The sequence below is a fragment of the Streptomyces capitiformicae genome, from assembly GCF_002214185.1.
GTDB lineage: Bacteria > Actinomycetota > Actinomycetes > Streptomycetales > Streptomycetaceae > Streptomyces > Streptomyces capitiformicae.
This window is the reverse complement of record NZ_CP022161.1, coordinates 10,745,877-10,758,783: the sequence shown is the minus strand read 5'-3', so window position 1 is coordinate 10,758,783 and position 12,907 is coordinate 10,745,877. Positions and strand designations below refer to the sequence as shown.

Sequence of the window (12,907 nt, the reverse complement as noted above, 5' to 3'; positions counted from 1 at the left end):
CCCGGACAGGTGAAGCCGTCGTCGGATGAGCCACGTCTGGCGCGTCATGATCGCCGACGAGCGAAGAGTCAAGTCCCTCCCTGGCCAGGCGGCTTGACAAGACACAGAGGCACCCCGGGTTCGGTAGAGATCTCAGATTATGGTTGTGACCTGGGGTTTCGTGGATTCCATGTAGTGGTTGGCCTCGTACTCGACGGGTGGAACATGGCCTATCTCACCGTGGAGTCTGCGGTGGTTGTACCAGTCGATCCATTCGGCGGTGGCCAACTCGACCTGGGAGAGCGACCTCCAGGGGCGTTGAGGTTTGATCAACTCGGTTTTGTACAGGCCGATCGTCGATTCCATCAGGGCGTTGTCGTACGCGTCTCCGACTGATCCAATACTCGCGGCGATGCCTGCCGCGTCGAGGTGTTCGGCGAGCTTGAACGATGTGTACTGGCTGCCGGCATCGGAGTGGTGGATCAGCTGCCCTGGAGTGTGCGGGCGGTCCTCGCGGTCGCGCTGCACCACAGCGCCATCTCCACTGCGTCCAGGGAGTTGGGTCTCCTTGGAGGTGGAGGCGGACCAGCCGACGATGCGCCGGGAGAAGGTGTCCACGACGAAGGCGACGTAGACGACCCCGCTCCAGGCGGCGACGTGCGTGAAGTCGGCGACCCAGCAGCGGTTCGGGGCACTGGCGACGAAGTCGCGGTCGACAATGTCCGGGGCTCGACCGGCGGCCGGGTCGGTGATCGTCGTGATCACCCTCTTGCCGCGGACGGCGCCGGTGATGCCGAGTTCGCGCATGAGGCGCTCGACGGTGCAGCGGGCCACGGCATGCCCCTGCCGGTTCAGCTCGCGCCAGATCTTCCGGGCCCCGTAGACACGGTAGTTGGACGTATAGACCTCCTGGATCCGCTCTTTGAGTTCCTCGTCGCGCACGGAACGGGCGGAGGGAGTTCCGAGGCGTTTCTTGTGGGCGTAGTAGGTGGAAGGGGCGATCTTGCAGTCGTGTCCGGTGAGGGTTCTGCAGATCGGCTCGACGCCGCCGAAGCGGTCCCGGTGCTCGTCGATGAACGCTACGAGCGTGTGTGTGGCCGGTCGAGCTCGGCCGCGAAGAAACTTGCCGCGGCCTTCAGGATCTCGTTGGCCCGCTTGAGTTCGGCGTTCTCCCTCTTCAACGCCTTGAGCTGGGCGGACTCCTCCGTCGTCGTCCCCGGACGCTGGCCCCAGTCGATCTCGTGCTGCTTCACCCAGTTCCGCAGCGTCTCGCGGGAGCCGATGTCGAGCTTCTCTGCCACCGCCTGCAGGGCGGCCGTCTCGTTCGGGTAATCGTCGCGCACCTCGGCGACCATGCGCACCGCACGACGGCGGAGCTCAAGCGGGTAACGGGAAGGTCGTGCCATGACTCGATCCTTTCATGAAATCGAGTCTCCATTCGAGCCGGGGCGGTTCACCCTTGGTCACCCGGTTTCAGATTCCTTGGGCGTAACCAGACGATCAACGGCCGTGGCGAGACGAATTGCCCTGTCCGGTGCTCGCTCGACGAACGCGCCCGTCTTCAGGGAAGACGCCGGGTTTGCTGGAACGGCACTCGGTTGTCGATCGTGACCGTCAGCTGGTGAGAAAGGGAGCCGGGATGAGGGCGGCGAAAACCGAGTTGGTCTGAAGGTAGGGGTCGAGGCCTTCGGGGCCCAGTTCGCGTCCTCAGCCGGACTGCTTGCAGCGCATCGCACCTGCGCTTGCCGGACGCGTCAGCGCCCGGCTGCCAGACCAACTGTGCCTGTGCGCGGGACGGATGACCTTGCTGCGCAGAGTCGCTCCGCCTACCTCATCCATTCACCCGCGTTCACCAAGAGGGACTGCCCGGTGATCGCGCGGGCTCGGTCGGAGGCCAGGAAGACGACGGCCTCAGCCACGTCCGCGTCGGTGGCCAGCTCGGGCAGCGCCATACGGTCGGCCAGTCGGGTCAGCCGTTCGGGCTCCGGCGCGCTGTCGGGATGTGCGGCGCTGCGTTCACCAGGGGACACCTCCGGCCCTTCGTGTACGTACGCCTCCACCGTCGGGCCCCACATCCAGCCGGGCAGCACCGTGTTGACCCGGATCCGGTCGGGGCCCAGCTCCCAGGCGAGGGAGTACATGGCGGACAACAACGCGCCCTTCGACGCCGCGTACGCCATGCCGGGCACCTGGGTATTGGCGGCGACGGCAGCCTGGGTGCCGATCAGGACGACCGAGCCGCCGCGCGTCCTGAGCGCCGGGAGACAGGCCCGGGTCATCCGCATGGTGCCCATCAGGTTCACATCGACGACCTGGTGCCAGCTCTCGAAGTCGGCGTCCTGGAGACCGCCGACGTGCGTGTCCAGGGCAGCGACATTGACCACCGCGTCCAAGGCCCCGTACCGGTCGACCGCAAGTTCCGCCAGGGCCGCACAGTCCTCGTCCCGCGTGATGTCGGTCGTCCGCCAGGCGGTCCTGGTGCCGTCCGGATCGATGGCCGCGACCGTCTTGGTGAGGTTCGCCTCCGTACGGGCTCCGAGTACCGCGTACCCGCCGTCGCGTACGACGGCTGCCGCGACCTGGTGACCGAGGCCGGCCCCGACGCCGGAGACGACGACAACCTTCCCTTCGAGCATGATGCCCTACTTTCTTGATGTGATCTGCACCAGTTGCGTCCAGCAACGAGGAGCGTCTGATTCTCTGCGCCTGCTTGGCTCCCGGCCGTCAGCCACCCACGGTGACCACCACCTTGCCGAACTGCGCGTTCTCCTCCATGTACCGGTGCGCTGCGGCGATGTCGGTCAGGTCGAAGGTGCGGTCCACCTGCGGGCGGAAGGTCCCGGCACGGACTCCGGCCCGGATGAAGAGTTCGGCGCGGCTCAGCCGCTCCGGCTCGAGTGCCAGGTCGAAGAGGTTGAACTGCCGCATGGTCCGCGCTCCCAACCCCAGCGGAAACGGCGTGTCCTGTGTGTCGAGCGAGCCGTAGATCACCACCGCCCCGCCCTTCGCCGCGGCCGAGACCAACGCTCGTACCCCTTGCCCGGCAACAGCGTCGAAGACGAACTCCGCGCCATGGCCACTGGTGATCTCCCGGGTGCGCTCGACGATGTCCTCGTCGTCGGTGACGATGACGTGCGGCGCGCCTGCCTCCAGGAGACGCTGCCGCTTCGCCGTGGTGCGCGTGGCCGCGATCGGGATGGCGCCGATGTGGTTCGCGACGTCGATCATGGCCAGCCCGACGCTGCTCGAGGCCGCGGTGATCAGCACGTGGTCGCCGGGGCGTACGCCGCCCTCGTCGATGAGTGCGCCGTACGCGGTGAGAAACGGGCTCCAGAGCGCAACCGTCTGTATGGCGTCGTGTCCGTCCGGCGGACGGAGCACCGCGGACGCGGGCACGATCGCCTGCTCTCCGTAGACGCCGTAATCCCGCATGGAGAACCCGGAGATGCTGCTGACCGGATCCCCGGGCGTGAGCCCGGTGACGTCCGGGCCGACCGCCTCGACCACCCCGGACGCCGAGTAGCCGAGCCTGGCCGGGAACTCGTTGGGGCGTTCGAAGTACGTGCCGGAGCGGAACATCGCCTCCGCCCGGTTGAGGCCGATCGCCTCCACCCGCATCCGCAGTTCGCCGGGACCGGGTTCGCCGATCTCGGCATCCACCAACTCCAGAACCTCCGGGCCGCCTTCGGTGGAGAACCGAACTGTTTTCGCCATTTGCTCCCTCTCTCCTCGCCCCGCGGAATCGATCGTGGATCACTGGTGTTCGCAGCGGAAGACGGCACTTTTCTGGTACGAGGGCACAAGCCTGTTACGAACGAGGTCACGACGATGGACGACGGAAAAGTTCCTTCCGCCGAGGGGTTCGCACTGCGCGAAGTGCTCGATCTGGTCGGCGACAAGTGGGCGCTTGCGGTGCTGGCGCAACTGTCAGGCGGGCCCCGGAGGTTCAGCGAGCTGGAGCGGGCGTTGACAGGCGTCAGCAGGCGGATACTCTCGTTGACTCTGCGCCGCCTGGAACGCAACAGTCTGGTGATGCGCACGGTGTACCCCGAGGTTCCGCCCCGCGTCGAGTACGAGATGACCCCGCACGCGCGGGAGTTGGACGCGCCGCTGTGTGCGCTGCTGGCGTGGGCGTCGAAGCACCGAGCGAAGGTCGCGGAAGGCCGGCGCGCGTACGACCTCGCCAACGCGTGAGGGGGATGTACGAGAGGGCACTCCGGTCGGTCATGGACAGCCTGGAGTGCTGTGAAGCCGGTGTACGACACGGGGGCGTGCGGAGTGACCTGTCGCGGGCGTCCAGGAACGCGTTGCTGCCCTGGGAGAGGGAAGCAGGTGCGGCGGGCCCTGGCCGACCTGGACGGGCATCGGTCGTAGGCGACGTTCGGCTCGTGGAGTTCGGGGGCGGGGTCACCGCCCCCGAACAAGCCGGACGTCATGGTCGCTGGGCATGAGCCGACGTGGGCTCCGCTCAGCGGATCACGAGGGTGTGGCCGCTCAGTGGTGCCGGGGGTGGCCGGTGAGGGCGCGGAGGGGGGCGCGGAAAGGATCTCGCCCCAGGCCGCCTCGGCGCGGTCGATGTAGTCGGTCTGCAGGCGCCGTAGCGAATCCTCGACGGCCCGCATGATCCAACGCCGGGAGTTGCCGCGCTGGTTGGGGTCTTCCCCCATGGGGTTGTGGAACTTGGTGGCGAGGACGATGTCATCCCGGCGTCCCTTGATCGCCTGCCCGACGATCTCCTCGGACTCGCCGTGGGAGTAGACGTCGGCGGTGTCGATGAAGTTGATGCCGGCGTCCAGGGCATGGTGGATGGTCCTGGTGGCTTCGTCGTGGTCGGAGTTGCCCCACGGGCTGAACATCATCGCGCCCAGGCACATCTTGCTGACGGACAGGCCGGTCCGGCCGAGTAGACGGTGTTCCATGGTCCTCTCCAAGAGTCGTTTCCGGGATGTTCGGATCGAGGTGTCGTACGGCGTGCGGAGGGAGCGGGCGTCCTCGCTCAGGAGTGTCAGCTGCGCGCTGCTTCCGCCTTGCGCTCAGTGGCGGCCAGCAGGCCGAGAGGCAGCAGGGCCACCAGAGCGAAGGCGAAGCCGGTCAGAGACGGGCCCTTCAGGTCAAGGCTGGAGGTCAGGGCGACACCACCGAGCCAGGAGCCCGTGGCGATGCCGATCTGGAAGGCGGAAGTGGCCAGGGCTACGGGCAGGGACCGCCCGGCTCCAGCGATCTTGATGACCTGTCCCACGACGATGGGGTTGCCGGCGAAACCGGCGGCACCGAGCAGCATGATCAGGACGACGGCCACGACGCTGTTGGTCGCCCACAGAGTGATCGCACCCAGAGCCGCGGTGGTCAGGGCGGCGGTCGGGATGAGCGTGCCGTAGGGCCGCCGGTCACCGAGACGTCCGCCGACCGTGGTGCCGGACAGGGCTCCGATGCCGAAGCCGAGCATCGCCAGCGGTACAGCCGCGCTGACCAGGTGGGCGCGGTCGGTCAGCAGCGGGGCAACGTAGCTGTAGGCACCCATGATGCCTGCCTGGAGCAGGGCAATGGACAGGTAGACCAGCCACAGCCGGGGCTGCTTGAGCGCGGCCACCTCAGCGCGCAGGGAGCTGTCGGCGCGGGCGGTGTCGGCCGGGATGCGGCGGCTGATCACGACGGCGGCGACCACAGCGAGCGCGGCGAGCACCCAGTACGGGGTCTGCCGGCCGCCCAGCTGGCCGGCTGCCGTACCGAGGGGGACGCCGATGATGTTGGCGAGCGTGATGCCACCCACCATCACGCCCGTGGCACGGGTGCTGGCGGCCGGGCCGGCCGCGGCGGTGGCGATCACGGCGCCCGCCGCCCAGAAGGTGCCGTGGCCCAGCGCGGCGGCGATCCGGCCGACGATCGCCAGGGTCAGGTTGGGGCTGAGCGCGCTGAGAACGTGCCCCGCGGCGAAGACCAGCAACGCGGCTATCAGGGCCGAGCGGCGCGGCAGGCGCCGGGTCGCGATTGCCATCAGGGGTGCGCCGATCGTCATGCCGATGGCAAAGACGGTGATCAGCATCCCGGCACTGGAGACGCTGACCTTCAGGGCGGTGGCTATCTGCGGCAGCAGGCCCGAGACGACGAACTCGCTGGTGCCCATGATGAAGGTGATGCTGCCCATCAGCCACACCACGGATGGCAGCTTGACCTTCCCGGCAGGCACGGACGCGCCACCGTCGGCTGTGAGAGGTGCGGTGGTCGAGGTATCCGGCTTCGTGGACGAAGGGGAACTCACTGAACCGCCGACTTGTATGGGGGTAGCGGGACGCGGTCGGGTTGGCCGCTCGTAGCGTGCCGTAGGACGCCGGGCCGGGTGACTCGTGAACCGTCTGCCGCTCTTCGGGGCTGGCTCTCCCGGGGTATGTCGCCGGTCCGGTGTCCGTCCGCGGTCTGACTCAACAGAGGCGTGTCCCGGCCGGTTGGTTCCGGAAGTCGGCGTGTCGGCCGTGGATGCCCTGTCGTCCGACCGTGAGGAACACTGTCCCGTGATACTGCTCGGTGTTGACCCCCACAAGTCCACCCATACCGCCACCGCCGTCGAGCCGGAATCAAACCAGCAGGTCGGGACGATGCGGATCGAGGCGAGCCTGACGGACTACCGGCGGCTGCTGGCCTGGGCCAAGCGGTGGCCGCAGCGGAAGTGGGCTGTGGAGAATGCCAACGGATTGGGCCGGCATCTCGCTCAGTGGCTCATCGCCCGCGGTGAGAGCGTCGTCGACGTGCCTGCCGCAGCGACCAGTCGGGTGCGCGAACTCTCCCGCGGTGGACGGCGCAAGAACGACCAGATCGACGCCGCGGCCGCGGCCACCGTCGCCTGTCTGCAGGGAGACGGACGGGATGTCGAGCCCGAGGATCACACCACGGCGCTGGCTCTTCTGGACGAACGGCGTGTGAACCTGGCCCAGGCCCGGGTCCGCACGGTTAACCAGCTTCACGCGCTGCTGCGTGATCTGCTGTCTGGCGGCGCCCCGACCCAGCTGTCCGCGGACCTGGCCGTCAAACTGCTGCGGTCCGTCCGTCCCGCCGGCGACGTCGAGACCGTCCGCAAGGACATCGCCTGGGATCTGGTCGCCGAGATCCGGAGGCTGGACAAGCAGCTCACGGACAATGCTGCCCGGATGCAGAGCCTTGTGGAGGCATCGGGCAGCGCGCTGATGGACACCCCGGGCATCGGGCCAGTCATGGCCGCCCGGCTGATCGGCCGCACCCGACGGGCTCACCGATTCCCCACCTCGGCGGCGTTCGCGAACTACGCCGGTGCCGCCCCGGTGGAGATCGCCAGCGCGGACAAGGCCCGCCACCGGCTCTCCCGCTCCGGCGACCGCCAGCGCCCGCGTCCAGCTGTGGCAGGACGGCGACAGCATCGGAGTGACCGTCACCAACACCACGCCCACGCGCCCCTCCCTCTCCCTGCCCAGTTCACAGCAGGGCTTGGTCGGCCTGCGGGAACGGGCCGACATCCTGCACGGCACCCTGGAGTCGGGCCCGACCGCGGAGGGCGGCTACCAGGTACGGCTGCGCATTCCGATCAGTGCGGACTGAAACCGGTCAGGTGCCGACCTGGCAGAGTTTCCTGCCGAAAAGCACAGACAGGTCTCACCGAAGCAAGCCGGACACCGAGCGCCGTCGGTCACCGACCCGCGGGGTGTGGCTCTTCCTCAGGGGCTTCGACGGGCTGACGATGCAGCACCTCTCATGGCCCGACGAGAAGGCCGAAAGGCCTGCCGCCGACGCCTACCACCGCGTCGGCACCAGCGGCGGCACTGGCGCGCTGCCGTGGCGAGTCCACTGCGACAGGGCGGCCCCGTCGGCAGTGCTCGCGCCTGACACGTCCAGCGCCTTGCCGCTGCCGCGGTTGACCAGCACGTACCACGCGCTCGTGTCCACGGTGGCCGCCTGTGCCGTCCCGGCGGCGCCCAACCCGGTCAGCAGGGCTGCCATCAGGGCGGTCACCGTGGTGAGCACCCCGTACGCCTCCCGCGTCTCCGCCACGGAACGCTGGATGCGCTGAACACGCAAAGCCCTTGCAGCGACGGAGTCCGAAGCCTCGAACACCCTGCGCGCCCATTCGCCGCCCCTGCCTTTTCAGCTCCCGTGGACTACGGATGTCGAAGGTATTGACGCGTCCCGCTGCCCACACTTAACGTCTGCCCGACCTCACGAACGCCGTTCGATTTATCGCACAACTCATGTAGCTGGACAGGGAGTCGGCCACGAAGGCTTCCCCCGGCCAAGCACGGGAAGGGCATGCCCGCAAGGCGCAGCAACGGTCAGTACCAGAAGGCGGGGAATCGGGCGGCCGCCGTCTGATGTCGCCGAAGGCCGCTTGGCCTGGACAAGAGAGAAACAGGAGTCGCAGAAGAACAAAACGTCGAAGCCGCGGACAGGCGAAGCGCTCAACGGGCGACCAAAACCACAGACCGTCTCGCCGCACCGCGCCCACCCGGGCCCGCATTGACCAACCGCCCGGCCGGCCCCGCACCACGACCGCCCTGCTCGGGCGACAGCCGTGCCATCACCTCACAAGTCGTCACCACGGACGCACCGGCATCGTGCGCCCGGCCACGCCATCACCACGGCGAAGTGGACCGCACACGGGAGACACACCGCTACCCGGATCCAGTCGGCCCCTTCCGCGCCGTGCGGCAGCCCGCCCTGTCCCGCCGACACCGAGATCGAGCTCCCCCTGCCACCCCGCCTTGACCCTTTTCGCCCGGCGGTGGCATTTGCTCAACGACAGGAGATGTACATGTCCGTGCTTCGCGCCCGGCTGTCGGCGATATTACTCGCCGCCTGCCTGCTCTTCACAGGTCAAGCCCTGACCGCGCCGGACCGGGCGGCCGCTGCCGACCCGGGCTACCTGATGACGCACTTCATCGGGGAGGGGGCAACCGGTCAGCAGATCTACTTCTCGCACAGCACGGACGGCCTCCACTGGAATGACCTCAACGGCGGCGGGATGACCCTGCGCTCCACGGTCGGTACGCGCGGGGTGCGCGACCCCGCACTGGTCCGCTCGCCGGGCGGCGACAAGTACTGGATCATCGCGACCGACCTGTGCATCGGCTGCGGGCAGAACTGGGACCAGGCCATCAACAACGGCAGCCGCAACCTCGTCGTCTGGGAGTCCACGGACCTGGTCACCTGGTCGCAGCCGTGGCTGCTGAACGTCGCCGGCGCGATCCCCGACGGGCGCAACGCCTGGGCGCCGGAGGCGATCTGGAACCCCGCCACCAACGACTACGTCCTGTACTGGGCCACGAACGTGCCCCTCGACGGCAAGACGAAGCACCGCATCTTCTACGCCCGCACCAGCGACTTCCGCACCATCACCACCCCGCAGATCTACATCGACCGCCCCGGCACCCAGGAACTCATCGACACCCAGATCGTCGAGGTGCCGGCCGGCGTCGGCAACTACCGCTACGTGCGCGCCTCAGGTGACGGCCAGATCACCCTCGAAGGCAGCAACTCGATCCTCGGTACCTGGACGCACCTCGGCAACCTCTCCGGCATCGGCCTGACCGGTGCCCAGGTCGAGGGCCCGATGTGGATGAAGTTCCGCGACCGCAACGAGTGGGCGCTCTACCTCGACCAGTACTCCTCCGGCCGGGGTTACATGCCGGTCACCACGACCAACCCCTCCTCCCCCGGCACCTACCAGCTCCCGGCATCGGGCAGCTACAACATGGGCGGCACGAAGAAGCGTCACGGTTCGATCCTGAACCTGACCGCCGCCGAGGAGAGCCGCGTGCTCGCCCGCTGGGCCAACACCCCGGTCAACGGGCTCCAGTCGTTCAACTTCCAGGACCGGTACGTGCGGCACGCCAACTTCGACGTGCGCATCGACCAGAACATCACCGGCCCCGACGCCCAGTTCCGGCTGCGGCCCGGCCTGGCGGACTCCGGCACCGTCGCCTTCGAGTCGGTGAACTACCCCGGCTACTTCCTGCGGCACTCAGGGTTCGACTTCCAGCTGGCCTACAACGACGGCACCACCCGGTTCGCCGCGGACGCCACCTTCCGCAAGGTCGCCGGCCTCGCCGACTCGACCTGGTCGTCGTTCCAGTCGTACAACTACCCCGACCGCTACATCCGCCACTACGCCTACGAACTCCGCCTCGACCCGATCACCACCGCGACAGGCCGCGCCGACGCCACCTTCCGCGTCACGAGCTGACCTGCTGCCGACAGGAATGCCGGCGCCTTCACGGCGACCCCTCACCCGCCAACCGCCCCACCAGCGGGGGAGGCGCCGGCTTCCCGTCCACGAGCCATCCCGGCGACACCGACGCCCAACACACTTCTCCCCGGCGCCGACCACCAGGCGTGCCGCTGGCCGAGCCAGAGGCCCTTACGCTCCGGCCGCCTCGATGAACTCGCGCACGGCGGTGCTCGGGTCCCCCGAGCGGACCAGTGCCTCGCCGACCAGTACCACGTCGGCTCCCCAACCGCGGTACTCAGCCACGTCCTTCGGGCCCGTCACTCCGGACTCCGCGACTTTCACCGTGCCTTCCGGGATGGCTGTCACAAGGTCGGCGAACACACCGCGATCCACATCCAGCGTTGTCAGGTCCCGCGCGTTGATGCCGAGGAGCTCGGCTCCCGCGGCAGCGGCGCGCCGCACCTCGTCGGCCGTATGCGCCTCCACGAGCGGCGTGAGACCCAACTCCTTGCACAGCCCCATCAGGTCGGCGAGTTGGCCGTCGTCCAGCGACACGACCATGAGAAGCGCAAGATCGGCGCCGTGTGCGCGGGCTTCCCACAGCTGGTAGGGGTCGACGATGAAGTCCTTGCGCAGGACGGGCACGTCGACCCTGGCACGTACGGCGTCCAGATCGGCGAGAGAGCCGCCGAAACGCCTGCTCTCGGTCAGCACGCTGATCGCAGCGGCACCGCCGGCCGCGTACTGGGCCGCGAGGGACGCGGGGTCGGGGATGTCTGCCAGCGCACCCTTGCTGGGGCTCTTTCGCTTCACCTCGGCGATGATGGACACCCCGGGCGCCCGGAACGCGGGCAGTGGGTCGAGCGCGGGTGCCGCGTCCGCCGCCCGGGAGCGCAGCTCCGCCAACGGCGTCGCACGCTTACGCTCTTCCAAGTCTTCGCGAACTCCCGCGAGGATCCCATCAAGAACGCTCATTGTTCTCTCCTTGTCGAACTGTCTGCCGCTCCGCACGTTCCCCGGCTTGGGTGCGGCCGTGCATCACCCACGTCCAAGTCGTGCTCAGAAGAAGGCAATTCGGTTCGACCATGGCATGCGCACCGGCCTGCCACGCGGCGCGGAAGTTGAACCTCTCGCGGATGATCCGTGAAGTGTCGTGATCCCGGACCTGACGACCACGGCCGCCTGTCGGCGGCCATCCACGAAGCCATGGGCGCGCACCTGGACCCAAAGGCTGCATGCAGGCGCTCGGCGCTTTGCATGCAGCCTCGGTGCCCTTGAGGAGGGCTCTGTCCGGCCGCGCCCCTCCCCTCTCCTCTTCAGTCTAGAGCCGGATACCGCCGGAGGCGGCGGCTCAGGCCAGGCCGAACCGCTCGGCGTGCACTTGCTGTTGGGGAACGTTCAGCCCGCGCAGGGCGCCGAGCACGGCCGAGGTCATCCCGGGCGGGCCGCAGACGTACACGTCGCGTTCGGTGATGTCGGGAACCAGGGCACGGAGACTGTCCGGCTCGAAAGGCGAGCTCCCCTCCCCCGCGGGGCCGGTGAGCAGGTGCAGCTGCCCGCCGCGGTCCGCGACCAGGGACCGGACCTCGTCGACCAGCACGGCGGCGCTCTCGCTGCGCGCCCGGTAGAGCACGACCACGTCGCCGGCCGTTTCCTCCTCCAGCAGGGAGCGAATCGGCGTGATCCCCACCCCTCCGGCGATCAGCAGGGCGCCGGGCCGCGTGCGGTGCAAGGAGGTGAACGCCCCGTACGGCCCCTCGACGAACGCGCGGCTCCCGATGGGGAGGTTACGCAGGCCGGCGCTGGTGCTGCCGACCGCCTTGGCGGTCAGGCGCAGCGTGCGGCCGTCGGGTGCTGCCGACAGCGAGAACGGATTGGCCAGCCACCAGTGGTTGTGCCCGGGGAAGCGCCAGATGCAGAACTGGCCCGCCCGGGCCGGCAGCCTGTCGAGGTGGCGGCCGGTGACGTGCACCGACACCACGTCGTCCGACTCCGGCACCACCGCCGTGACCTCGAACCGGTGATAGGCGTTGCGCCACAGAGGCATCACGATCCGCCCCGTGACCAGGGCACCGAACGCGAACAGCCACAGGATCCACCAGTAGGTCATCGCCAGCGCGGAGGACTTGAAGGTGGTGGGCTCCTGCAACTGGTGGACAAACACCAGCCCCAGCGCCAGGTACAGCAGCAGGTGCACGCCGTGCCACGTCTCGTACCGCAGCCGCTGCCTCACCTTCCGGGCGGAGACCGCGGCGACCACGACGACGATCGCCGCGGCGCACATCCCGAACAAGGAGGCCGGCACGCCGGCCAGTGCAAAGAACGTCTTCGTCATCGACGCGTCATCGAGCCTGGCGTAGCCGAGCACTATCAGCACGGCGTGGGTGAGGACGGTCCACAGCAAGGTGAAGCCGACCCACCGGTGCCACACCGTCAACCGGTCCATGCCGATACGGCGGTCGAGCCACGGCAGCCGGGCCACCAGCAACAGCTGGAACAGCAGCAGCACGGCGGCGTGCATGCCGAAGAACTTGGCGACCGTGAGCACCCCGTTCCCCCCGGTCCCGGCGGTGAAAAACAGAACCTCGACGATCACCAAGTTTACGATGACAAACGTCCACAGCGCCCACCGCGCCGCAACGACCGGAGGTATGGTGCCCTGCCGCACCCGTGAAATCGTCGCCTCCACCGCTTCCCCTCTTGTTCATGTGACGCACTCGCGCCCGGCACTCGCGAGGT

8 protein-coding genes and 4 pseudogenes are annotated in these 12,907 nt (G+C 68.5%); 4 read left to right on the top strand and 8 right to left on the bottom strand.

The annotated features are described in order from the left end of the window. Positions 1-132: 132 nt before the first annotated feature. The 3 genes from CES90_RS48180 to CES90_RS48170 all read right to left on the bottom strand — a co-directional run bounded on the left by CES90_RS48180 (position 133) and on the right by CES90_RS48170 (position 3,693). A protein-coding gene (locus CES90_RS48180) for an IS3 family transposase (protein ID WP_189788192.1) occupies positions 133-1,385 on the bottom strand; the annotation gives its coding sequence in 2 pieces (ribosomal slippage) (positions 133-1,103 and positions 1,103-1,385; 1,254 coding nt in all). Between the two features lie 420 nt (positions 1,386-1,805). Then, the gene (locus CES90_RS48175; RefSeq protein WP_189788206.1) at positions 1,806-2,618 is read right to left on the bottom strand and encodes an SDR family oxidoreductase; all 813 of its coding nucleotides are present in this window, start codon (positions 2,616-2,618) and stop codon (positions 1,806-1,808) included. Positions 2,619-2,703: 85 nt separating this feature from the next. After that, positions 2,704-3,693: a zinc-dependent alcohol dehydrogenase family protein gene (locus CES90_RS48170; protein WP_189788191.1), complete on the bottom strand. Its 990-nt coding sequence runs from the start codon at positions 3,691-3,693 to the stop codon at positions 2,704-2,706. 114 nt (positions 3,694-3,807) lie between these two features. Between CES90_RS48170 and CES90_RS48165 the strand changes: the two genes are divergently transcribed. Then, on the top strand, positions 3,808-4,173 hold the full coding sequence (locus tag CES90_RS48165) for a winged helix-turn-helix transcriptional regulator (protein ID WP_189788190.1): 366 nt from the start codon (positions 3,808-3,810) through the stop codon (positions 4,171-4,173). 365 nt (positions 4,174-4,538) lie between these two features. Here CES90_RS48165 and CES90_RS48160 read toward each other — a convergent pair. Continuing rightward, a pseudogene (locus CES90_RS48160) lies at positions 4,539-4,898 on the bottom strand (aldo/keto reductase); the annotation flags it as partial. Positions 4,899-4,984: 86 nt separating this feature from the next. After that, positions 4,985-6,166: an MFS transporter gene (locus CES90_RS48155; RefSeq protein WP_229914467.1), complete on the bottom strand. Its 1,182-nt coding sequence runs from the start codon at positions 6,164-6,166 to the stop codon at positions 4,985-4,987. Positions 6,167-6,323: 157 nt separating this feature from the next. Here CES90_RS48155 and CES90_RS51020 point away from each other — a divergent pair. Both CES90_RS51020 and CES90_RS51015 read left to right on the top strand, forming a co-directional pair. Further along, positions 6,324-7,271 (top strand): annotated as a pseudogene (locus CES90_RS51020) (IS110 family transposase); the annotation flags it as partial. Positions 7,272-7,326: 55 nt separating this feature from the next. Further along, positions 7,327-7,545: pseudogene (locus CES90_RS51015) on the top strand (ATP-binding protein); the annotation flags it as partial. Positions 7,546-7,770: 225 nt separating this feature from the next. Here CES90_RS51015 and CES90_RS48145 read toward each other — a convergent pair. Then, a pseudogene (locus CES90_RS48145) lies at positions 7,771-7,944 on the bottom strand (RICIN domain-containing protein); the annotation flags it as partial. Between the two features lie 808 nt (positions 7,945-8,752). On the opposite strand from CES90_RS48145, the gene CES90_RS48140 reads away from it, so the two are divergent. Further along, positions 8,753-10,183: a glycoside hydrolase family 43 protein gene (locus tag CES90_RS48140; protein ID WP_189788779.1), complete on the top strand. Its 1,431-nt coding sequence runs from the start codon at positions 8,753-8,755 to the stop codon at positions 10,181-10,183. A gap of 174 nt (positions 10,184-10,357) precedes the next feature. Here CES90_RS48140 and trpC read toward each other — a convergent pair whose 3' ends face one another. Both trpC and CES90_RS48130 read right to left on the bottom strand, forming a co-directional pair. Continuing rightward, positions 10,358-11,143, bottom strand: a complete 786-nt coding sequence (gene trpC, locus CES90_RS48135) for an indole-3-glycerol phosphate synthase TrpC (protein ID WP_189788778.1) — start codon at positions 11,141-11,143, stop codon at positions 10,358-10,360. A gap of 376 nt (positions 11,144-11,519) precedes the next feature. Then, positions 11,520-12,821 carry a ferredoxin reductase family protein gene (locus CES90_RS48130; protein ID WP_373313651.1) on the bottom strand — a complete coding sequence of 434 codons (1,302 nt, stop codon included), beginning with the start codon at positions 12,819-12,821 and terminating at the stop codon, positions 11,520-11,522. Positions 12,822-12,907: the final 86 nt, after the last annotated feature.

Bases quoted from the DNA above. Each gene is read 5' to 3' on its own strand.
- CES90_RS48170 (WP_189788191.1), bottom strand. From the start codon at position 3,693: ATGGCGAAAACAGTTCGGTTCTCCACCGAAGGCGGCCCGGAGGTTCTG.
- trpC (WP_189788778.1), bottom strand. From the start codon at position 11,143: ATGAGCGTTCTTGATGGGATCCTCGCGGGAGTTCGCGAAGACTTGGAA.
- CES90_RS48165 (WP_189788190.1), top strand. From the start codon at position 3,808: ATGGACGACGGAAAAGTTCCTTCCGCCGAGGGGTTCGCACTGCGCGAA.
- CES90_RS48140 (WP_189788779.1), top strand. From the start codon at position 8,753: ATGTCCGTGCTTCGCGCCCGGCTGTCGGCGATATTACTCGCCGCCTGC.